This window comes from Acuticoccus sp. (genome assembly GCF_965213555.1).
Classification (GTDB): Bacteria; Pseudomonadota; Alphaproteobacteria; order Rhizobiales; family Amorphaceae; genus Acuticoccus.
The window spans coordinates 789,146-810,994 of record NZ_OZ243890.1; the positions used below are offsets into that span (position 1 = coordinate 789,146).

Here is a 21,849-nt window from a genome sequence, read left to right on the forward strand (position 1 = left end):
AGCCGGTCCGGCGCCTCGGCGCGGAAGTTCCCCTCGACCGGGTCGGACGCCGGCCGATCGTTGCGGCACCTCGCACAAGTTCCTGTTCGGCGGCTAAGGCCGGCAAGGCCCCTTCCTCGATCGGCCGGGGGACGGGCTTGCGATCCACTCCGACGCCCGCCTCCCTGAGCTCGGCGTGGATGCGCGAGGCGCCGTAACTCTCTTCGACGCTTTGTGGATCGTGCAAATCCGCGTGGTGAGGGCGGCATCGCTCCGGCCGCGTCGGCTCGGCTCCCAGTCCCGCCGGGCTTGGAGCATACTGGGTCTTCTTAGACGCCGATAAGATGCCCTAGGCCCGGACACATGTCGCGGCGATCCAGATGCGGATCGCTGCGAGGGTGATGGCGGCGAGGTTGTCAGGCCGGCGATCGGACCGCGTGGCTATGCCGCGGGAGCTCGACGAGCTGGCGCTCGCGGTCGAGGCGGCGGCTGAAGGCGAACGTGATCTTGCTGATCACACGTGGCGGGATGTGGGCCCATGCGCCGCATCCGCTCGCGTGCGCGAGGATCTTGTTGGTGCCCTATGCCCGGTCGGCGATGCGGATGGAGCCTGGGGCGAGGCCGTCGATCAGGCCAAGGGCGGCCGGTGCGTAGCGCCCTGTCCGGGTGTCAGCGCGAGGCGGATCGATCGCCCCTCGGGATCGATACGAGGGCGTGGATCTTCGTGGTCAGGCCGCCGCGGGAACGGCCCATGCCGTGTTCGTCCCGGTCCCCGCTGAATGGCGGCGGCGTGCTGATGGACGCGCACGCGTGAGGCGTCGATCATGATGATGTCCCTGTCGTAAGCTTCTGACACGGCGGCCAGGATGCGGTCCAAGATCCCCTTCGCCCATCGGACGAAGCGGTTGTAGAGCGTCGTGCGTGGTCCGGAGCGCTCGGGCACGTCGCAGCTGGATGATCGCCCACTCCGCGTCGCTCCAATCGCGCCGGTCCTGGTCGCTCCCTGCGTGAACGAGGGCAGACCAAACCCGATAAGATTTGACCGATCGGTGACGGGGACGCGGCCTAGCGCGTTGGTGAGAGCGGTCTTCTCCGCGTTGGGTGCCTCCACCTGACCCCGAACCGCTCTGGGAGCCGGGCTCGGGACACGCCGAGCGCATGGCACATCGTCGTGATCAGCTACACGGCCTGGTTCGCAGTCCTGGAGCGGACGACCGAGGGCGCGACGGGCGGCTATCCTGCCGCAAGTGGGGGACCTGACGACGGCGCCGCGGCTCTTCGCGTCCCCGCCCTTCAGCCCATCGCTACGGCTGTCGCCGTCACGCTCGGCCTGGCGCACCCCGCCTTGGATGGTGTGGGCGCACGGCCCGACCTTCGCGTGCCCGCTCCTCGAGGCTGCGGGGCCGGGCCGCGCCAACAAGACGCCCTGTTCGTGGCACCGCGGTGGGCAAGGGGCTTCTCGATCTAAACATCGCGGCACCTCATTTCACGGGCAAGCGTGTCGACGACACCGGCGACCCAGACGACAGGCTCGCGCAGCGCGAGGCAACGCTCGCGCTTCTCGACCGTCATCACCATCAGCGGCGCCGCACCACCCTCGGCGCGGACCACGCGTACGACGTGGCGGCGTTCGTCGGCACGCTCGGACGAGGCAAGGTGACGCCGCCCATCGCGATCAACGGCGCGGTCGGCGAGCGGGGGCCGGGTCCGCCGCACCGCGACGGCAGGACGCTGCGCCACGAGGGCCATCGTGCGAGCCAGTGTCACCGCAAGCGGATCGAGGAGGTGTTCCGCCGGATCAAGGCGCAGGCCAGCTTCCCCAAGTCCGAGGTCCGCGGCCTCGCCGAGGTCACACCGCCTTCACGACGATGGCGGCCGCCGACAACGTCGCACGCCTCGCCGGACGGGCGGTGACGGCGCTTGATCCAGGGCACGGCACGACCGGGACCGGGCCCTCGTGCACCCGCTCCGCTCGCATCATCCGAACCGCTGCGCTGCTCGCGATCCGCAGCGCGCCCACAAACCGGGCGTGCGGCAGACGAAAACATTCGACATCGCCCTGCAGCTCCTCCCCCTCGCGCACCTGGGGCCGCCCTCAACCTCAACGCAACGCGCGAGCGGCATCGCGATGTCCCACACTCGTTGATGGGGGAGACCGACCCGTGGCCCGCGGACCTCCTTGCAAGCCGTCGCGGACTACCGGTCCACGCTGGCCCGGACGTCCGCAGATCAGGTTGTCTGGACACGTGCGAAGGTCCTTCCAAGCACAGACGCGAACGTCAGGGACGACGTCCACCAACGCCGCCGTGGGACGCCATGCGCCGCGGAACCCGCGGGCGCGCGTTACCACGCCGCGGGGGCGGACGACGGCCTTCGAGGCGGCGCGGCGTCAGCGGTCGGCGCGAGCGAGGACGGCGTGCAGGAGGACGTCGACGGCCGGGATGGTCGTCGCCTTGTCGCAGTGTTCGGCCTCGTTGTGGGTGATGCCGTCGCGGCACGGGCAGAACACCATGGCGGTCGGTGCCACCGTGGCGATGTTATAGGCGTCGTGGCCGGCCTCGCTCAGGAGGTCGAGGTGGGCGTGGCCGAGCCGGTCCGCCGCCTCGCGCAGCAGGGCGACGCAGCCGTCGTCGAAGATGTCCCCTCCGAAGCACCAGCGCTCCACGACCTCGACGTCGCAGCGGGAGGCGTCGGCGACGGCCTCGACGGCACGTTCGAACTCCGCGAGCATGCCCTCGACGGTGGCCGCCTCGGGGTGGCGCATGTCGCACCACAGCGCCGCCTCGTTGGAGATGATGCCGGAGAGGTTCGGCGACACGTCGAGCCGCGCCGAGGTCGTCTTGCCGGCAGGGGCGTGGCGCCAGCCGATATCGTCCAACGCGACGATGACGCGGGCGGCGGCGACGAGGGCGTTGCGGCGCTTCAACATCGGCGTCGGGCCCGCATGGGCGTGCTCGCCGCGGACCTCAAGCTTCAGCCCCCGGGTCGGCGCGCCTCCGGTGACGATGCCCACCGGCACGCCCTCGGCGTCGAGGCGCGGACCCTGCTCGATGTGCAGCTCGAAGCAGGCGTCGATGGGGAAGCCCACCTTGTCGTCGCCGGCGTAGCCGATCCGTGCGAGCTCCTCACCGAAGGTGCGGGCGTCGCGGTCGACGCGCGACAGACCCCACTCGAGCCCCTGAAGCCCTGCGAAAACGGCGGAGGCGGACATCGGCGGAGGGAAGCGCGCGCCCTCCTCGTTCGACCAGTTGACGACGACGATGGGCCGCCGCGGGCGCACCCCGGCGTCGGCGAGCGTCCGCACCGCCTCCAGCGCGCCCATGACGCCGACGATCCCGTCGAACCGCCCGCCGGCGACCTGCGTGTCAAGGTGGCTGCCGGCGACGACGGGCGGCAGGTCCTCCCGACCCTCATAACGCGCGAACATGTTGCCGAGCTTGTCGACCGTCAGCGTCAGCCCGGCCTCATCCACGAGCGCGCCGAAAAGGCGGCGGACGTCGCGGTCCGCGTCGGTGAGCGCCAAGCGCGACAGGCCGCCGGCGACGCCGGGGCCGATCGCGGCCGATCGCATCACCGTGTCCCAGAACCGGTCGCCGTCGACCCTGAGGCTTGCGACGTCGCTCACGACGGCCGCCGGTCGCGCCACGGCGTCGCCCGCTCGTAGGCGTCGCCCACCTTGAGCACGGTCGCGTCCTCGAAGGGGCGGCCGGCGATCTGCATGCCCATGGGAAGACCCTCGTCGGAGAAGCCGATGCACACGGTGTGGGCAGGGCTGCCCGTCACGTTGAACGGCGAGGTGATGAACGGCGTCTCCAGCAGGTAGAACTTGGGGATCGCCGTCAACTCCGGCGCCGGCAGGAGGCCGCCCGCCGTGACCACGACGTCGCAGCGCGCGAGCACCGCGGCGAGCTCGGCGCACAGCGTCTGGCGCATGCGCGTCGCCTGGACGTAGTCGGCGCCGGTGATCTGCGTCGCCAGGTAGAGCCGGTCCCGCATGATCTCGCCGTAGAGCTCGGGGCTTTCGGCGAGGTCGTCCTCGTGGATCGCCAGCGCTTCGGCGAGCAGGATGACGAAGTTGCAGGCGTGGTAGTCCTGAAGGGGGGAGAGCTGCACCTCCTCCACCGCGGCGCCGAGCTCGCCGAGCGTCGCGACCGCCGCGTCCATGGCCGCACGCACCTCCGGCGTCGCGCTGGCGTCGGCCTCGTAGAAGTGCCGGATGAGGCCGACCTTCAGCCCCGCGATGTCGCCGGTGAGGGCGGCCGCGTAGTCCGGCACCTCCACCTTGGCCGACGCGGGATCGGCTGGGTCGTGCCCCGCGGTGGCCTGCAGCATGAGGGCGCAGTCGCGCGTGGTCCAGGTGAGCGGGCCGCAGTGGTCGAGCGAGTAGGCGAGCGGGGACACGCCGCGGCGCGAGGCGAGGCCGTAGGTCGGCTTGATGCCGGCGAGGCCGCAGAAGTGCGCCGGCATGCGGATGGAGCCGGCCGTGTCCGACCCCATGGCGCCGAGCGCAAGGCCCGCCGCCACCGCCGCCCCCGAGCCCGAGGACGAGCCGCCGGTGAAGTGGTCCGTGTTCCATGGGTTGCGCGCCGGCGGGAAGGCGATGTCCCAGCTCGGCCCGCCGAAGGCGAACTCGTGGGTCGCGAGCTTGCCGAGGATGACGGCGCCGGCGTCGCGCAGCAGCGCCACGGTGTGCGCGTCCTCCCTCGGCCGGCGCGCCTTGAACAGGTTGGAGTGGCACGTCGTCGGCATGTCGGCGGTGTCGTAGATGTCCTTCAGGCCGATGGGGATGCCATGCAGCGGACCCCTGTGCCGCCCGGCGGCGACGTCCGCCTCCGCCGCCTTGGCGCTCGCCATGGCGCCGTCCGCGTCGACGTGGACGTAGGCGTTCAGCGTGTCGTTCCGGGCCTCGATCTGCCTGAGCACCGCCTCGGTAAGCTCGACCGGGGACAGCGAGCGCTCGGCGATCCGGGTCGACGCCTCGGCGATGGTGAGGTGATGGAGCGCGCTCACGAGCCGGTCCCGGGCGTGCCGGACGCCGCCGCGTCGAACGTGTGGGCGGGCTCGGCGGCACGGTCGTAGCCGCGCCGGACCCGGCGGCGCATCGCCTCCAGCACGGGGAGCGCGGCGTAGATCTCGTCGAGCGAGGCCGGCGCCACCGTGTGGCCCATCCTCTCCAGGTGCTCCCTCAGCGCGTCGCGGGTCATCGTCGCCTCCTTCTGCGTCGGCGGCCGCGAAGCAAGTTGGGTGCCGGGCGTGTTGGCCCCGCCCTTGCTTAGCCTCCACCGACCGCTGCCGGACGGCCGCGGCGGCAAGGCAACGAGGAGCCACGATGAGACAAACCTGGACCGCGATGCTCGCGGCGGCGCTCGTCGCAGCGCCGGTGGCGGCGGGCGCGCAGGAGACGACGCTGCGCATCGCGATGACCGCGTCGGACGTGCCGACCACCACCGGTATGCCCAACAACGGCTACGAGGGCATGCGCTTCCTCGGCTACCCGATCTTCGAGGGGCTCGTCCTATGGGACCTGTCGAGCGCCGACACGCTCGCCGACATCAGGCCGGGGCTCGCCGAGAGCTGGACGCAGAGCGAGGAGGACCCCACCAAGTGGACCTTCGACCTGCGCCAAAGCGTGACGTTCCACGACGGCACGCCGTTCAACGCGGACGCCGCGATCTGGAACCTCGAGCGGTACTACGATCCCGAAGCGCCGCAGTTCGAGGCCCAGGGCTCGGCGATCACCCAGGCGCGCATTCCCAACGTCGCCGAATGGCGCAAGGTCGACGACTTCACCCTGGAGATCACCACCGACCGGCCGCTGTCGTACTTCCCCTACCTCCTCGTCTACATGCTGTACTCGAGCCCGGCGGGCTTCGAGGCCGCCGGGAGCGACTGGGCGGCCTACGCCGAGGCGCCGAAGGGCACCGGACCGTTCCAGATCGTCGAGGTCGAGCCGCGCGTGTCAGTGACGCTCGCGGCCTACGAGGACTACTGGGACGCCGAGCGCGTGCCGAAGGTCGACCGCGTCGTGCTCTACCCGATGCCTGAGGCGACGACCCGCCTCGCCGCCCTGCGCTCGGGCCAGGTGGACTGGATCGAGGTGCCGCCGCCGGACGCCGTGCCGTCCATCGAGGCGGCGGGTTTCGAGATCGTGACGAACTCCTACCCGCACGTGTGGCCGTGGGTGTTCGACGTCACCGAGGGCTCGCCCTTCGCCGACGTGAAGGTGCGCCAGGCGGCGAACTACTGCATCGACCGCGACGGGATGGTGGCGCTGCTCAACGGCCTCGCCGAGCCGGCGCAGGGCTTCTTCAAGGCGACGAACCCGAACTTCGGCGAGCCGGAGAACATGTACACCTTCGACCCGGACAAGGCGAAGGCGCTGCTCGCCGAGGCGGGCTACGAGGAGGGGGCGACCATCCCTGCCAAGGTGATGATCTCGACGTCAGGTTCGGGCCAGATGCTGCCGCTGCCGATGAACGAGTTCCTGCAGCAGACGCTGGCCGAATGCGGGTTCGCGATCGACTTCGAGGTCACCGAATGGGGCACGATGCTGGTCGCGTTCCGCAACGAGCCGTCCGCGCCCCAGGCAGCGGGGTCGGACGCGTTGAACATCTCGCTGGTGTCCTCGGACATCTCGCAGATGGCGCGCTGGTTCTGGTCGGGTAACTTCACGCCGACCGGCTCCAACTGGGGGCACTGGGAGAACGAGGAGTTCGACCGGCTGCTCGCCGAGATCCAGGAGTCCACGGACCCCGAGGTGATCGACCAGAACATCACACGGCTCAACGAGATCCTCGTGGACGATGCGCCCTGGCTGTGGATCGTCCATGACCTCAACCCGCGCGCCCTCGCACCGAAGGTGAAGAACTTCACCTCCGCGCAGAGCTGGTTCCAGGACCTCACCCCGGTGACCATCGAAGAGTAATGCGCCGCGGCGGGGTGCGCCCCGCCGCTCCTGCAAACGACGCCCATCGCCGCGGAGCAACCATGCTGGTCTACGCCATCAAGCGGATCCTTTACGCGGTGCCGATCCTTTTCGGCGTCTCCGTCGTCGTGTTCGCGCTGGTGCAGCTCTCGCCCGGGGACGTGACCGACATCCTGATCCCGCCCGAGGCGCCGCAGGCGGTGGCCGACCGGCTGCGCGAGTCCTATGGGCTCGATCAGCCGGTCTACGTCCAATACGTCCTTTGGCTGTGGAACCTCCTGCAGGGCGACCTCGGAGTCTCGATCTTCACCAACCGGCCGGTGGCGGACGAGCTGTTCGACGCGCTGGGGAACACCTTGAAGCTCGCGATCCCAGCGACCATCCTCGGCTTCGGCCTCGGCGTGACGCTCGGCTCGCTGGCCGCGTTCAACCGAGGCACCTGGCTCGACAAGGTGTTCTCGGCTACCGCCATCACCGGGGTCAGCCTGCCGCATTACTGGGTCGGCATCGTCTTGGTCGCGCTGTTCTCCGTCATCTACACGGTGCTGCCGGCCCAGGGCATGGGGCCGGACGGGCTGCCGGTGACGTGGGACCACTGGCGCCACCTCATCCTGCCCGTCGTCACGCTGTCGCTCATCCCCATGGGCGTCGTGAGCCGCCTCACTCGCGCCTCGGTGCTCGAGATCACCTCGCAGGAGTTCATCGCGGCGCTGGACGCCAAGGGCCTGATGCGCCCGCGCATCCTGCTCCACGTCATGAAGAACGCCGCGCCGCCGATCCTCGCCCTCGTCGGCCTCCAGTTCGGCTACCTGCTCGGCGGCTCCATCCTGGTGGAGACGGTGTTCAACTGGCCAGGATCGGGCAACCTCATGAACCTTGCGATCTTCCGCCGCGACATCCCCGTGCTCACCGCCACCATCGTGGTGCTCGCGGCGATCTTCGTCGTCATCAACATCGCCGTCGACCTGCTCCAGGCATGGATCGACCCCCGCATCAGGCGCTAACCGATGGCGCTCGCCCGCACCGAGGGTGCGCCCGTCCTGTCCGCCGCCGAGGCGCTGCGGCGCGCGCAGCGCGGCAAGGGCTACTGGAGCCGCGTCGGCGAGCGCCTTTCGCGCGATTGGCTGACGCTCGGCGTGACGGCCGTCCTCGTCCTCATCGTACTGGCCTCGATCTTCGCCCCGCTCGTTGCGACGCACGATCCCATGGACGGCTCCATCATGGGACGCCTCAAGGGTATCGGCTTCGAGGACCACCTCCTCGGCACCGACGAGACGGGGCGCGACCTCTTCAGCCGCCTGCTCTACGGCGGGCGGCTGACGCTCCTCACCGGCGTCTCGCCCGTCGTCTTCGCCCTCCTCATCGGCGGCGCGCTGGGGATCGTCGCCGGCTACCTGCGCGGCGCCGTCAACACGCTCATCATGCGCTCCATGGACGTGCTCTACGCGTTCCCGTCCATCCTCCTCGCCATCGCCATCACCGGCATCCTGGGCGCGGGCATCGCCAACACGATCCTTGCGCTGACCATCACCTTCATCCCGCCCATCGTGCGCATCTCCGAGACGATCACGACCCAGGTGCGCTCCAACGAGTTCGTCGACGCAGCGCGCACCTCCGGCGCCGGACCGGTGACGATCATGCGCTACCACATCATCAACAACGTGCTCGGCGCGGTCCTCGTCTACGCGACGAGCCTCATCTCAATCTCCATCATCCTCGCCGCGGGGCTCTCCTTCCTCGGCCTCGGCGTCACGCCGCCGAGCGCGGAGTGGGGCCTCATGCTCAACAACCTCAGGAACGCCATCTGGGTCGATCCGGTGATCGCGGCGCTGCCGGGCGCGATGATCTTCGTCACCTCCATGTGTTTCAACCTGATGTCGGACGGCCTGCGCCAGGCGATGGACGTGCGGCCGTGAACGCGCCCCTGCCCGCTTCCGCCACGACAGCCTCGGCGCGGCCGCGCCCGCTCCTCGAGGTGAGCAACCTCGTCAAGCACTTCCCCCTCGGCCGCGGGCTCCTGTCGCGCCAGCGCAAGGCGGTGCAGGCGGTGGACGGGGTCTCCTTCGACGTCGCGGCGGGCGAGACGCTCGGCATCGTCGGCGAGTCGGGTTGCGGCAAGTCGACGACCGCGCGGCTCCTCATGAACCTCATCGAGCCCGACTCCGGCACCGTGGTGTTGGGCGGGCGCCGGGTCGGTGGGCCGGAGGGCCTCGCAGTGCGCGAGCTCTACGGCCAGATGCAGATGGTGTTCCAGGACTCCTACGCGAGCCTCAACCCACGGCTACCGCTGGCGCTGTCCATCGCGTTCGGACCGATGGTCCAGGGGATGCCCAAGCGCCAGGCATTGGAGAAGGCGACGGAGCTCCTTGCACAGGTCGGGCTCGACCCGGTGAGCTACGCCGGCCGCTACGGCCACGAGCTGTCCGGCGGGCAGCGACAGAGGGTGAACATCGCACGTGCCCTGGCCCTCGACCCTAGGATCGTCGTGCTCGACGAGGCGGTATCGGCGCTCGACAAGTCGGTCGAGTCACAGGTGCTCAACCTGCTGCAGGACTTGAAGGAAAGCCTCGACCTCACCTACGTGTTCATCAGCCACGACCTCAACGTCGTCCAGTACATCGCCGACCGCGTGTTGGTGATGTATCTCGGCCAGGTCGTCGAGATCGGCCCGGTCGACGCGCTCTACGAGGCCCCGCAGCACCCCTACACCATCGCGCTGATGTCGGCGATGCCGTCGATGGACCCACGCCGACGCACCGAGGCTCCGCCCCTCACCGGCGATCCGCCCAACCCCATCGACCCGCCGTCCGGCTGCCGCTTCCGCACCCGCTGTTCCCACGCCGAGGCGGTCTGCCGGTCGCGCGAGCCGGCGCTCGGCGTGGGGACGGACGCCGCGCACGGCCAGCTCGTCGCGTGCCACATGCACCTCCGCGGCTCGGGCCACTCGCAGGCGGCGCGATGACGATGCTCCTCGAGGTCCGCGACCTTACGGTGGCGTTCGCGACGCGCGAGGGGCCGCTCCACGCGGTGAACGGCGTCGACTTCGACCTGCCGCGGGGCGAGGTGCTCGGCATCCTCGGCGAGTCGGGCTCAGGCAAATCGGTGTCGCTGCGGGCGCTGGTCGGCCTGCTGCCGCGCCGCACGACGACCCTGCGCGGTTCCGTGCGCTTTGAGGGGCGCGAGCTCGTCGGCCTCCCGGAACGTCAGATGGGCGAGGTCCGCGGGCCCGGCATCGCGATGATCTTCCAGGAGCCGATGACCGCGCTCGACCCGGTCTTCACCGTCGGCGAGCAGATCGCCGAGGCGGTGCGCCGCCACGAGGGGGTCTCGCAGCGTGAGGCGATGGGCAGGGCGCGCGAGCTCTTCGACCGCGTGCAGATCCCCTCCACCGAGCGACGCCTGCGCGCGTTCCCCCACGAGCTGTCGGGGGGCATGCGTCAGCGCGCGATGATCGCGCTCGCCCTGTCGTGCCGCCCGTCGGTCCTACTTGCGGACGAGCCCACCACGGCGCTCGACGTGACCGTGCAGATCCAGATCATCCTCCTCCTGCGCGAGCTGCAGCGCGAGCTCGGCATGGGCGTCGTCTTCGTCACCCACGACGTGGGCGTTGCCGCGGAGATCTCCGACCGCGTGGCCGTCATGTACGCCGGCCGCTTCGTGGAGACGGGCTCGGCCATCGACGTGATCGAGGCGCCACGGCACCCCTACACCGCCGGCCTCCTGTCCTCCACGGTGCACGGCTCCATGCGCGGGCGGCGCCTCACCGCCATCGGCGGGATGCCGCCCGACATGCGCGCGCTGCCCGGTGGCTGCCCCTTCGCGCCGCGCTGCCCCCACGCCGTGCCGCGCTGCGAGGCGGAGACGCCGCGCGAGGCGGAGGTCGCACCGGGCCACACCACGCGCTGCCTGCGCGTCGCCGCCGGCGAGCTCGCGCTGGACGAGGCGTTGCCGGCCTAGAACATCTGAGTTGGAGCGGTTCTGAGCGCTCTAGGGGTCGATGGCGAGGAGCCGTCGGGGTGTCGCGACGAGGAGGGCGTCGATCTCCTCCTCGGCGAAGCTCCTGCGCCGCATCATGGGGACGACGTTGGTCAGGAGGTGGGCGTAGCCGTGCCCGCCCCAGCGCGTCAGTCGCGACTTGGTGCAGATGTCCTGGCTGAGCGCGACGCGCGTGAGGTGCCCGCGGTCGATCATCGTGCGGATGATGTCGAGCCGGCCGCCGTCGTGGGGCAGGTCGATGGCGGCGTAAGGGTAGTGCGCATCGTTGATGCCGAAGAAGTCCCACTCAACGACCACGCCCCGGTCGGCGAGCCGGGACGGCTCGTCGGCGCCCGCGAACGTGCGGTCCATGTGCGACAGGACGAGACGTTCCGGATCGCCTCCGGTGTCGACGAACAGGTCGACCGCCTCGAAGACGCCGGCTGCGTCGCGCGGGGGGTGGACGTTCACCGCGGCGCCGGTCTCCCGCGAGGCGATCGCGGCCGCCTGCAGCGCGCGACGCTCCGCCGGGTGCGGCGGGTCGGACAGGCCGATCTCGCCGATGATGCCCGCGCCCTCGTCGCGGATCGCACGGACCATGCGCTCGGCGAGCGCGTCGACCGATGCCGCGGTCAGCGCCTCCCCAGCGTAGGCGGCGACGTAGGTCCCGCAGCCGCGCACGACGAGGACGTCCGCCTGCCGCGAGACCGCGGCGAGGCCCTCCGGGTCCGGCGCGATGCCCTCGCTCGTCAGCTCGACCACGGTGCGGCCGCCGGCCTTCCGGAACCGGCGCAGCTCGTTGGCGGCGACGCTTCGGTCGAGGAGCCGATGGTTCCCGACGTGTCGGTCCCAGTGGTAGCGCACCTCGAACGCGTTCTGCGGCGTGATCTCGACCTCCGGCTCGTCGCGCCGGTCCGGTTGGGTGAGGTCGCACAAGACGTGCTCGTGCATCAGGGTCGGCCCGATCGCCTCCGGCGCGACGTCGCCCGTGACGGTGCGCACCACGCTCATTCGGACGGTGGAACATTGAAGAGGCGGCGGGGCGTGTCGCGGACCATCGCGCGGAGGTGGTCGCGGGGGACGCCGGCGTGCTGCAACAGGACGAGGAACTCGCGCAGGCCCTCCGCCGGCGGCGGCAGGACGCCGACGCCGCAGTCGGAGGACAGGATGGCGGCGTCCGGGCCCGCCGCGGCGATGCGCTCGGCCATGTCGGCGAGGGCGACCGGCGCCACCGTGTTCGCCGCCGCGTCGACGTGGGTGAGGCCGACCTGCGTCGCGTGGCTGACGAAGAAGAACGAGAACTCGGCGACGCCGCCGAGCCGGACGACCTCGGCCACCGTCCTGCCATCGTAGTGCGAGGACGGGACGAGGATGCGCGTCACGCCGGCAGCCCGTGCCGCCTCGACGACGCGCACCGCCTCGGGACCGGACAGGTGCCCCGTGTTGAGCACGACGTCCGCCCCAGCCACGAGGTCGAGGATCTCCGGCAACGGATCGGGCAGCGGTCCGGCGTCGGGGATCGCGAGGCAGCCCTCGAGGTAGGCGGGCGAGCGCCCCTCCTGCTCGGCGATGTGGCGCGTGTGGTGGGTCGGCAGCGAGATGAAGCGGGCGCCGTCGCCCGGCGCGTAGCCGTAGGCCAGCGAGGCGCGCACGGCCTCCGCCGACACGCCACCCGCCGGCGGCTCCATGATGAGGCCGCCGAACACGTCCACGCCGAGGTGGCCGAGCCGCCGCCGCGCCAGCGCCGCGTAGCCCGAGGTCGGCGCGAAGTTGTCCATGAGGCCGAGGGCCACCATGCCGGCGGCCGCCGCGTCCTCCACGGCGTCGAACACGTCGAGCGAGCGCGCGTTGATGTGCGGGCAGGCGTGGACGTGGTTGTCCATGGCGCCGACGAGGAGGTCGGCGTTCGGCCGCACGGGGCTGGACGCGCCGGGCCGCGTTATAGGCACATCAGCCACGCAGGATCTTGCGCACGAAGTCCTGCGTGCGTGCCTCCTGCGGGTCGCCGAACACCTGGTCCGGCGGGCCGACCTCCACCACGCGCCCCGCGTCCATGAAGGCGACCGTCGACGAGACCTCGCGCACGAAGCCCATCTCGTGGCTGACGATGAGCATCGTCATCCCCTCGCCGGCGAGCTCGCGGATGGTGTCGAGCACCTCCGCCACGAGCTCGGGGTCGAGGGAGGCGGTGACCTCGTCGAGCAGCAGGAGCTCCGGCCGCAGCGCGAGCGCGCGGGCGATGGCGACGCGCTGCTGCTGGCCGCCCGACAGCTCGTCCGGGTAGGCGCGCATCTTGTCCTTCAGGCCGACCTTCTCGAGCAGCGCCTCCGCCTCCGGCACCACCTCGCGCTTGTCGCGCCGGCGGATCTTGAGCGGCGCGACGGTCACATTGTCGAGCGCCGTCATGTTCTGGAACAGGTTGTACGCCTGGAAGACGATGGCGAAGCGGTTGCGGATCTCCCGCACGTTGCGTGCGCTCGTGTAGTCGATGCGCTCGCCCGAGAACGAGATGTACCCCTCGGTGGGCCGCAGCAGGCCCATGAGGACGCGCAAGAGGGTCGACTTGCCGGACCCCGACGGCCCGATGAGGCTGATGATCTCCCCGCGGTCGACGCCAAGCGAGATGCGCTGCAGCACCGGCTCCCGGCCGTAGCGCGCGGAGATGTCAACGATGTCGAGGTGCTGCAACGCGCGCCTCCAGCCAGCGTCCGAGCCGCGTCAGCGGGTAGGACAGGACGAAGTAGAGCACGAGCACCGTGCCGAACACGAGCGCGGCGGAGAAGCCCCGGTTGTTCAGCACCTTGCCCGCGTAGGTCAGCTCGACGACGCCGATCTGGGAGGCGAGCGCGGTGTCCTTGATGAACAGGATGAAGAAGGAGAACGCCGGCGGCAGGATCACCGGCCAAGCCTGGGGCAGGATCACGTACCGCAGCGACTGGATGCGGCCCATGTTGAGCGCCTCCGCCGCGTCCCACTGGTTGCGGTGCACCGACTCGAGCCCCCCGCGCACGATCTCGCCGATGAAGCTCGCCGCGATGAGGACGACCGCGGTCATCGCGACCCAGAACACCGACAGGTCGAGGTCCGCGCCCTGGAAGGCGTAGAACACGATGAACAGGGTGACGAGGAACGGCACGCGGCGGAACACCTCGGTGATCGCGAACACGAGGCCGCGCAGCGGCGCGAGGACGAGACCGCTGGTCCCCCGTGCCACCGCCATCAGGAAGCCGAAGCCGAAGCCGAGCACGCAGCCCACCGCGGTGAGCAGGAACGTCGTCAGCATCGCGCCGCCGAGGAAGAGGATGTTCCAGTACGTGAAGAAGCGCGGCGCCTCCTCGAGGATGCGCTCGATCACGTCACACGACCCGCATCTTGGCGCGGAACAGCCAGCGGCCGGCGAGCCCGAGCGCAACGCTCGCGATCAGCGTCACCGCGACGTACAGCCCGGCGGTCAGGGTGAAGACCTCGATGGAGCGGAACGTCTCGGAGTTCACGTTGAGCGCGCGGCCGGTCAGCTCCTCGACGCCGAAGATCGCGGCCATGGAGGTGCCGAGCGTCATCAGGATGTAATGGTTGGACAGGGGTGGGAAGAGCACCCGCGCGATGTGCGGGACGATCACGTAGCGCACCTGCTGCAGGCGGCTCATGCCCAGCGTCTCGGCGGCCTCCATCTCGGTCTGGCGCACCGAGGTGAAGCCCGCGCGCTGGATCTCGGTGAGGTAGGCCCCGGCGTTCAGCGTCATGCCAAGGACGACGGCCCAGTAGCTCGAGAGCAGGATGCCGGCCTCCGGCAGCGCGAAGTACAAGAAGTAGATCTGCACGAGCTGTGGTGTGTTGGTGAAGAAGACGACGTACGCGTCCGTCACGCGGCGCAGCAGGGCGCCGCCGAACGTCTTGGCGAACGCGCCGAGGAGGCCGAGGACGAGGCCGCCGCAGAACGCGAGGAACGCGATCTGCAGCGCCACGAACGCACCGCCGACGAGGTAGGGCAGGTACTCGACGACCTGCCCGTAGTTGATGGAGTAACCCACCGCCCGGCCGCGTCCTTGCTCAGAAGTACGGCGACACGCCTACCGGGTAGAGCATGTCGATGCCGAACCACTTCTTCCACAGCTCGTCGACGACGCCGTCGCGGTGCAGCTCGAAGATCGCGATGTTCAGCCAGTCCGTCAGCGTCGAGTTGCCCTTCTGGACGCCCAGCGCGCAGTAGTACACGTCGACCGGCGTATCCATCACCTTCCACGCGACGTCATGCTTGTTCATGTGCTCGCCGACGAAGTCCACAACGTCGAGCATCGCGTCGCCGCGCCCCTGCGCCAACGCGCGGATGACGTCCGGGTAGTTGTCGAGGAGGAGCACCTCCGCCTCGGGCAGGTTCTCTTCGATGTACTGGATCGGTGTCGTGCCGCGCACCTGCACCATCGTGACGTCGGGCGAGTTGAGCTCCTCCACCGTCGAGTAGCCCTTGTCCTCGGTGGTGAGCACGCCGAACACCTCGGTGTGGACCGGGATCGTGTAGTCGATGATGAGCGCGCGCGCCGGAGTGCGCGTCATCGCCCCCATGACGTAGTCGATCTTGCCGGACGAGACGAACGGGATGCGGTCGGGCGAGCCCACCTGCACCACCTCGAGCTCGACGCCTAGCATCTCGGCGATCTTCTGCGAGAACTCGACGTCGAAGCCGTCGATCTCGTTGCGCTCGTTGTAGGTGCCGAGCGGCGGCAACGTCGGGTTCACGCCGACGCGCAGGGTGCCGGAATCGATGATCTCCGAGAGCGGGCGTGCGTCGGCGCGATCCAGCGGCGCCGCGAGCGCGGCGACGACGGCGAGCGCGGCGATGGTGAGTGTCTTGAACATGAGTCCTCCTCGATGCTTGGCCGACCCTTCGGGCCGGCCCGAATTGCCCGGTGCGACGCAAGGTCCGTGCCGTCCGCTCGCCTGCCGTCGAGCGTGACGACGCGACATTCCTCCAGCTTGCTGCGCCGAGCAACGGGTTGGCCCGGCGCTTCCCAAGCGGAGGGTCCGTCGTCGCCGAGGCCGACCCGAGTGCACCTGTCGACGCTGCCGCGCATGATGCAACGACAGGAGCTGTTCGCGTCAACATCGCGGAGGTGCCGCTGCCGTGCGGATCCCGGCAGGAACCGCCGCCAACGGCCGCCACGCGTCACGCGCGGCGGGCGGCGGCGATGAGGTCGAAGGCGGCTCGCGCGGTCTGCTGCAGGTCGCCGGCGGCGCTGGCGAGGGCCTCCTCGAGCGAGGCGGGGCCGCGGGCAAGCGCGAAGGCTGCGACGACGCCGCAGGCCCGAAGCGCCTCGTCGTCCGCCGCGAGGCGCCCGGCGAAGGCGATCGCCGGCACGCCGCGGGCAGCAGCGGCACGAGCGACGGCGATCGGCCCCTTCCCGGCGAGCGACTGGTCGTCGAGCGAGCCCTCCCCCGTCACCACGAGGTCGGCACGGGCGATCCGCGCGTCGAGGTCCTGATGGTCTGACACGAGCGCGAAGCCGTCACGCGCCACAGTCGGCGCGGCGGCCGACAGGCCCACCATGAGGCCGCCGGCAGCGCCCGCGAAGGGTGTGTGGGCGAGCGGCGTCGACCCGCGAGCGTCGGCGAGCATCCGGTCGAGGTGGGCGAGGGCGGCGTCGAATGCGGCGACGTCGGCGCAGGCGACGCCCTTCTGCGGGCCGAACACCGCCGCGGCGCCGTCCGGTCCCGTCAGCGGGTTGTCAACGTCCGCGGCGAGCTCGAAGGTTGCGTCGGCGAGGCGAGGGTCGAGCCCGGCGAGTTCGACCCGACGCACGTCGAGGAGCGCCCGCCCGGCGGGCCGGCCGAGCACCCGGCCGTCCCCGTCGAGGAACGTCGCGCCGAGCTCCTCGAGCGCGCCGGCCCCACCATCCACCGTGACGGAGCCCCCCAGGGTGACGACGAGGCGACGCGCACCGGCGTCGAGGGCGGCACGGACGAGCTCGCCGATCCCCGCGCTCGTCGCAACGTCAGGATCGTAGCCGCGCCCGCGGACGCTGGCGTGGCCGGCCACCGCAGCGACCTCGATGATGGCGCGGCGCGTCGGCCGGTCCACCAGCCAGTCGGCCTCGACGGGCGCGCCGAAGGGTCCGGCGACGACGGCGGTCATCCGCTCGGTGGCGGGACCGGAAAGCGCATCAAGGGTGCCCTCGCCCCCGTCGGCGATGGCGACGGCCTGCGCGGTCGCGTCGAGGGCGCTCGCGGACAACCCCGCGAGCACCGCGTCGTTTGCCTCGACGGCCGTCAGGCTTCCGCGGAACTTGTCGCAGGCAACTAGGATGAACATGGATGCCGCCGGGTTGGCGGATGAGGGCGAGGCGTCGGCGGCGGAACCAGCGCCGGGCAATCGTCAGGCGTGGACGGGGACGCTGCAGGCGGTCATCTGCCAACCGTCGGCGATGTCCTCCGTCGCCAGCAGGCGCTGCTCGGCGGTCTCGGCGGCGAGGTGCACGTGCACCTCCGTGGCGCCGGCCTTGATTGCACGCAGGAGCGCGTCGCCGTGGTTGGCGAAGAGGTCGTCGCTCACGGCCTCCGCCGAGCCGATCAGCAGGGGCGTGCGCCGCCCGTGAGCCTCGCACCGTGCTAGGATGAAGGTCCCCGGCTCGTGGCACGAGAAGTTCGTGAGACTGTACACCGACGCCACGTACCAGGCGCTGCTCCAGCCCTGCCACCAGAACAGCGGGACCGAGTGCGGCGACCGGCCTGCTGCGGCGGACACGTAGTCATTGATGAGCATGAAGCCTCCCTGCCAACTCACGCGCGCTGCGAACTTGACACCGTCGACCTTACCGCAACGTGTAGTGACGAACGAACGTGGAACGCACGGACCCCCGTAATACACAGCTTGTGGATAACCTTTTCGGCTTTCTTGTGACTGGCTCCATGACTCGCTCTTAGGTCGTATTCAGCAGACGGTACAAGCCTTGGACACGACAGACCTTCGTGTCGCCCAAGTCGTTCGTAAGGTGGACGGTTCCCGTCCCGCCGCCGAGCTGCCCCGCGCCGACCCCTGTCGAGTGGCACCGTGCTCGAAGCCCCGCCGTGGATGGACGATCCGTCGCAGGGAACGACCAGCCATCTGATGCGCCCGGAGCACAGGTGTCGCCAAAGCGTCATGACGAGCGCAACCCGAGCACGTCGCGCATGGTGTAGAGCCCGGCCGGACGCCCGTCGGTCCAGCGTGCCGCGGCGACCGCCCCGCGGGCGAAGATGGCACGCTCTTCCGCACGGTGGGACAGGACGATCCGCTCCCCGTCAAGCGCAAGGACCACATCGTGCTCGCCGACCACCGTGCCGCCGCGCAGGGATGCGAACCCCACGGCGCCGTAGGGTCGGGGCCCGGTCTGGCCGTCTCGGCCTCGCACGGCGACGGCCCCGAGCGGTGCGCCGCGCGCGGCAGCCGCGGCCTCGCCGAGGAGCAGCGCGGTGCCCGACGGCGCGTCCACCTTGCGGCGGTGGTGCATCTCGACGACCTCGACGTCGGCGTCCGGCAGCGCGCGGGCGGCGTCGGCGACGAGCGCGGCAAGGAGCGTCACCCCGCGGGACATGTTGCCCGACTTGACGATCGCAATGCGCTGTGCCGCGTCGGCGATGGCGCCGTCCTCGTCCGGGCTGAAGCCGGTGGTGCCGACGACGTGTGCGGCGCCCATCGCCGCGAGGCGGGGCGCCAGCGCAGCGCTCGCCGCCGGCGTCGTGAAGTCGATCACGGCGGCGCACGCGACGAACTCGCCGGCGTCGTCCGCTACGGTCACGCCGCACGGTGGCAGACCGGCGAGGGCGGCGGCGTCCATGCCCACGGCCGTGCCGCCCGGCCGGGATGTCGCCGCGGCGAGGCGGAGATCGCCGGCCTCGGCGATCGCGCGCACGAGCGCGTGACCCATGCGCCCGCCGACGCCCGCGATCCCGACGTTCATCCGGCCGTCGTGTCGCCCGGCTGCGGACCGTCGTAGCCCTCGATGATGAGCTGCTCGGACACCGACACCGGCAGGCGCACCTTGAGCGCGGCCTGGTAGCCCTCGGAGTGCCAGCAGTCGAGCGCGGCCTGGTAGGACGGGAACTCGATGACGACGTTGCGCTCCCGCGCGGAGCCGATGCTCGGCACGAACTCGCCGCCGCGCACGAGGAACCGTCCCCCGTGCGCGGCGATGGGCGCCGCGTTCAGCTTGACGTACTCCTTGTAAACCTCGGGGTCGGTCACGTCGACGCGGCCGATCCAGTACCCCTTCGCCATCACTCCCCTCCGCGTTGCTCGGCGGCCCGCGCCGCCTTGATGTCGTAGAGCGCCTCGAGCGCCTCGCGCGGGGATAGTGCGTCCGGGTCGACCGCGTCCAGCGCCGCCAGCGCGCGCGACGGCTTGGCGGTCGGGGCCTGGGCCTGCGGCGCGGCGGCGAAGAGCGGCAGGTCGGCGGCGAGCGCGGCGCGCGCGGCGCCGCGGTCCACCTCCTCGAGCCGGGCGAGGACGTCCCGGGCGCGCCGCACCACCGTCGCGGGGAGCCCCGCGAGGCGGGCCACCTGGACGCCGTAGGAGTGGTCCGCCGCGCCCTCCACGACCTCGTGCAGGAACACGATCTCGCCACGGAACTCCTTCACGCGCATGGTGGCGTTGACGATGCGTGCGCGGCGCTCGGCGAGCGCGGTGACCTCGTGGTAGTGCGTGGCGAACAGGGTGCGGCAGCCGAGGTCGTTGAGCCGCTCGAGCGCGGCCCAGGCGATAGACAGGCCGTCGAAGGTCGCCGTGCCGCGACCCACCTCGTCGAGGACGACCAGCGAGGCCGGTCCCGCCTGGTTCAGGATGGCGGCGAGCTCCACCATCTCGACCATGAACGTGGAACGGCCGGCGGCGAGGTCGTCGGAGGCGCCGATGCGCGAGAACAGCCGGTCGACGATGCCGATGCGCGCGCGCGTCGCGGGCACGAAGGAGCCCGCCTGGGCGAGCACGGCGATCAACGCGTTCTGCCGCAGGTAGGTGGACTTGCCGCCCATGTTGGGCCCGGTGAGGATCACCGACAGCGCGAGCCCGTCGCCGTCCGGCGGCGACAGCGTGCAGTCGTTCGGCACGAAGCGCGACGCATCCTCAAGCGCCGCCTCCACCACGGGATGCCGCCCGCCGACGACCTCGAAGTCGAGGCCGTCCATCACGTCGGGCCGCACCCAGCGCGAGGCGACGGCGCGCTCGGCGAGCGCAGCAGCGACGTCCAATTCGGCCATGGCATCCGCCACTGCGGCGATGAAGGGCCGCTCGGCGACGACGTCAGCGATGAGGGCCGCGAAGATCGACGCCTCCGCCGCCCGCGCGTCGTCCGCCGCAGCGAGGATGCGCGACTCGAGGTCCCGCAGCGCGTCGGTGGTGAAGCGGACCGCCGAGGCGAGGCTCTGGCGGTGCTGGTAGGTGCCGTTACTGCGCAGGGTGTCGGCGTGGCCGGCGGGCACCTCGACGAACCAGCCGAGCACGGCGTTGTGCTTGATCTTGAGCGAACGGACGCCGGTGCGCTCCACGTAGTCGGCCTGCAGGCGGGCGACGTAGCGCCTCGCCTCGCGCTGCAGGGTGCGTGCCTCGTCGAGGGCGGCGTTTATCCCCTCGGCGACGAAGCCGTCGGGGGCATTCGCCGCGGCGGCGCGCTCGTCGAGCGTCGCTGCGAGGCGGCCGCCGAGCGCGCCGGGGGCTTCGGCGAGGCGCCTCGCCGCCTCTGCGAGGAGCACCGGAGGGTTCCTCGGCAGGACGGCGGCCGTGGCGGCGCCAGCGGCGAGCGCCTGGCCCACGGCGAGCGCGTCTCTTGGCTGTCCCCGGCCGGCGGCGAGGCGGCCGACGGCGCGCATCGCGTCGGGCGCCGACTTCAGGGTGGTGCGCACGCCCGCGCGCGAGCGAGGGTCGGCGACGAAGGCGGCCACCGCATCGTGCCGGGCGGCGATCTCCTCGCCGCACGTGGACGGGCTCGCCAAGCGGTCGGCGAGGCGCTGGGCGCCGATGCCGGACACGGTGCGGTCCACCGCGGACAGGAGCGTCGGCCCGTCGGCCCGCGCAGGTCGGGTGAGCTCGAGGCTCGCGCGCGTCGCCGCGTCGATGGCCATGATCCTTCCCGGCGCGTCCTTGGCGGGAGGGTCGAGGGGGGGCGCGCCGGCGGGCTGCGTCTCGGTGAGGTAGTCCACGAGCGCCGCGCCGGCGGCGGCCTCCGCCGCGCCGAACGCGCCGAACGCTTCGAGGTCGGCGACACCGTAGGCCGAGGCGAGCCGTGCGGCGGCGCCTGCGATGCGGAACGCCGAGGGCGCGCGGCGCGCCACGGACACCCGGGGCGGCAGCGCCGGCAGCGCGACGCCCTCCGGCGCGATGACCTCCACCGGATCGAGCCGCGCGAGCTCTGCGCCGAGCGCCTCCTCATCCGCCTCCGAAAGCACGAAGCGGCCAGCGGCGACGTCCGCAGCCGCGATCCCGACCCGCCCCCTCACCGGCGCCAACGCCACGAGCCGCGCCGGCCGCGACGGGTCGAGAAGCCGCTCCTCCGTCACCGTCCCCGGCGTCACGATGCGCACGACAGCACGCGCCACCACCGACTTCGCGCCGCGCCGCCGCGCCTCGGCCGGGTCCTCCACCTGCTCGGCGATGACGACGCGGAAGTTCTGCGCGATCAGCCGCGCCAGGTAGTCCTCGGCGGCATGGACCGGCACGCCCGCCATCTTGACCGGCTCGCCGCCGTGCATGCCGCGCGTGGTGCAGTGGATGGACAACGCGCGCGCGGCGACCACGGCGTCCTCGAAGAACAGCTCGTAGAAGTCGCCCATGCGGTAGAACAGCAGCCCCTCGGGATGCTCGGCCTTGATGGCGAGGTACTGCGCCATCATTGGCGTCGCGCCGGGGACGACGGCGTCGGCCGCTCGCCGATCCTCCTCGTCGCGATCAGGCTCGGCGCGCGCGCTTGCGTCCACGGTTCATCCCAAGGTGCGCAGGCAGGCTA

The 21,849-nt window shown here is 71.2% G+C and carries 20 protein-coding genes; 6 read left to right on the forward strand and 14 right to left on the reverse strand.

What is annotated here, in order from left to right; translation table 11 throughout:
• The first annotated feature begins 1,422 nt into the window (after window positions 1–1,422).
• On the forward strand, window positions 1,423–1,893 hold the full coding sequence (locus tag ACOOE8_RS03945) for a hypothetical protein (RefSeq protein WP_420393561.1): 471 nt from the start codon (window positions 1,423–1,425) through the stop codon (window positions 1,891–1,893).
• A gap of 475 nt (window positions 1,894–2,368) precedes the next feature.
• Here the strand turns inward: ACOOE8_RS03945 and ACOOE8_RS03950 are convergent, their stop codons facing one another.
• From ACOOE8_RS03950 to ACOOE8_RS03960, 3 genes are read right to left on the reverse strand one after another with little or no spacing between them, the layout of a single operon-like run.
• Entirely contained in the window at window positions 2,369–3,604 is a 1,236-nt protein-coding gene (locus ACOOE8_RS03950) for a Zn-dependent hydrolase (protein ID WP_420393562.1), read from the reverse strand.
• The gene (locus tag ACOOE8_RS03955) at window positions 3,601–4,989 is read right to left on the reverse strand and encodes an amidase (protein WP_420393563.1); all 1,389 of its coding nucleotides are present in this window, start codon (window positions 4,987–4,989) and stop codon (window positions 3,601–3,603) included. Before ACOOE8_RS03955 ends, ACOOE8_RS03950 begins: the two co-directional genes overlap by 4 nt.
• Window positions 4,986–5,183, reverse strand: coding sequence for a hypothetical protein (locus ACOOE8_RS03960; RefSeq protein WP_420393564.1), 198 nt, complete (start codon window positions 5,181–5,183; stop codon window positions 4,986–4,988). Before ACOOE8_RS03960 ends, ACOOE8_RS03955 begins: the two co-directional genes overlap by 4 nt.
• Window positions 5,184–5,308: 125 nt before the next feature.
• Here ACOOE8_RS03960 and ACOOE8_RS03965 point away from each other — a divergent pair, with 125 nt between their 5' ends.
• The 5 genes from ACOOE8_RS03965 (at window position 5,309) to ACOOE8_RS03985 (ending at window position 10,861) form a co-directional block, all read left to right on the forward strand.
• A complete protein-coding gene (locus ACOOE8_RS03965; protein ID WP_420393565.1) occupies window positions 5,309–6,904 on the forward strand; it encodes an ABC transporter substrate-binding protein in 1,596 nt (531 codons plus the stop codon).
• Between the two features lie 62 nt (window positions 6,905–6,966).
• Complete coding sequence (locus tag ACOOE8_RS03970; RefSeq protein ID WP_420393566.1) at window positions 6,967–7,908, forward strand: ABC transporter permease; 942 nt, start codon at window positions 6,967–6,969, stop codon at window positions 7,906–7,908.
• Between the two features lie 3 nt (window positions 7,909–7,911).
• Window positions 7,912–8,820 carry an ABC transporter permease gene (locus tag ACOOE8_RS03975; protein ID WP_420393567.1) on the forward strand — a complete coding sequence of 303 codons (909 nt, stop codon included), beginning with the start codon at window positions 7,912–7,914 and terminating at the stop codon, window positions 8,818–8,820.
• On the forward strand, window positions 8,817–9,866 hold the full coding sequence (locus tag ACOOE8_RS03980) for an ABC transporter ATP-binding protein (protein ID WP_420393568.1): 1,050 nt from the start codon (window positions 8,817–8,819) through the stop codon (window positions 9,864–9,866). The genes ACOOE8_RS03975 and ACOOE8_RS03980 overlap by 4 nt, the downstream gene beginning before the upstream one ends.
• On the forward strand, window positions 9,863–10,861 hold the full coding sequence (locus ACOOE8_RS03985) for an ABC transporter ATP-binding protein (protein WP_420393569.1): 999 nt from the start codon (window positions 9,863–9,865) through the stop codon (window positions 10,859–10,861). Before ACOOE8_RS03980 ends, ACOOE8_RS03985 begins: the two co-directional genes overlap by 4 nt.
• A gap of 30 nt (window positions 10,862–10,891) precedes the next feature.
• Here the strand turns inward: ACOOE8_RS03985 and ACOOE8_RS03990 are convergent, their stop codons facing one another.
• From ACOOE8_RS03990 to mutS, 11 genes are all read right to left on the reverse strand, one after another.
• Entirely contained in the window at window positions 10,892–11,881 is a 990-nt protein-coding gene (locus ACOOE8_RS03990; protein ID WP_420393570.1) for a phosphotriesterase family protein, read from the reverse strand.
• A 5-nt stretch (window positions 11,882–11,886) separates the two neighbouring features.
• Window positions 11,887–12,837, reverse strand: coding sequence for a DUF6282 family protein (locus ACOOE8_RS03995; protein WP_420393571.1), 951 nt, complete (start codon window positions 12,835–12,837; stop codon window positions 11,887–11,889).
• Entirely contained in the window at window positions 12,830–13,567 is a 738-nt protein-coding gene (locus tag ACOOE8_RS04000; RefSeq protein WP_420393572.1) for an amino acid ABC transporter ATP-binding protein, read from the reverse strand. The genes ACOOE8_RS03995 and ACOOE8_RS04000 overlap by 8 nt, the downstream gene beginning before the upstream one ends.
• Window positions 13,545–14,234, reverse strand: coding sequence for an amino acid ABC transporter permease (locus ACOOE8_RS04005; protein WP_420393573.1), 690 nt, complete (start codon window positions 14,232–14,234; stop codon window positions 13,545–13,547). Before ACOOE8_RS04005 ends, ACOOE8_RS04000 begins: the two co-directional genes overlap by 23 nt.
• Window position 14,235: 1 nt before the next feature.
• The gene (locus ACOOE8_RS04010) at window positions 14,236–14,910 is read right to left on the reverse strand and encodes an amino acid ABC transporter permease (protein ID WP_420393574.1); all 675 of its coding nucleotides are present in this window, start codon (window positions 14,908–14,910) and stop codon (window positions 14,236–14,238) included.
• 19 nt (window positions 14,911–14,929) lie between these two features.
• Window positions 14,930–15,736, reverse strand: a complete 807-nt coding sequence (locus ACOOE8_RS04015) for a transporter substrate-binding domain-containing protein (protein WP_420393575.1) — start codon at window positions 15,734–15,736, stop codon at window positions 14,930–14,932.
• A 307-nt stretch (window positions 15,737–16,043) separates the two neighbouring features.
• A complete protein-coding gene (locus ACOOE8_RS04020) occupies window positions 16,044–17,186 on the reverse strand; it encodes a glycerate kinase (RefSeq protein ID WP_420393576.1) in 1,143 nt (380 codons plus the stop codon).
• Window positions 17,187–17,249: 63 nt separating this feature from the next.
• Window positions 17,250–17,636: a hypothetical protein gene (locus tag ACOOE8_RS04025; RefSeq protein ID WP_420393577.1), complete on the reverse strand. Its 387-nt coding sequence runs from the start codon at window positions 17,634–17,636 to the stop codon at window positions 17,250–17,252.
• A gap of 376 nt (window positions 17,637–18,012) precedes the next feature.
• Complete coding sequence (dapB, locus tag ACOOE8_RS04030) at window positions 18,013–18,813, reverse strand: 4-hydroxy-tetrahydrodipicolinate reductase (protein WP_420393578.1); 801 nt, start codon at window positions 18,811–18,813, stop codon at window positions 18,013–18,015.
• Window positions 18,810–19,130 (reverse strand): DUF1330 domain-containing protein, encoded by a 321-nt coding sequence (locus ACOOE8_RS04035; protein ID WP_420393579.1) that lies wholly within the window; start codon window positions 19,128–19,130, stop codon window positions 18,810–18,812. Before ACOOE8_RS04035 ends, dapB begins: the two co-directional genes overlap by 4 nt.
• Window positions 19,130–21,820 (reverse strand): DNA mismatch repair protein MutS, encoded by a 2,691-nt coding sequence (gene mutS, locus ACOOE8_RS04040; protein ID WP_420393580.1) that lies wholly within the window; start codon window positions 21,818–21,820, stop codon window positions 19,130–19,132. Before mutS ends, ACOOE8_RS04035 begins: the two co-directional genes overlap by 1 nt.
• Window positions 21,821–21,849 lie beyond the last annotated feature (29 nt).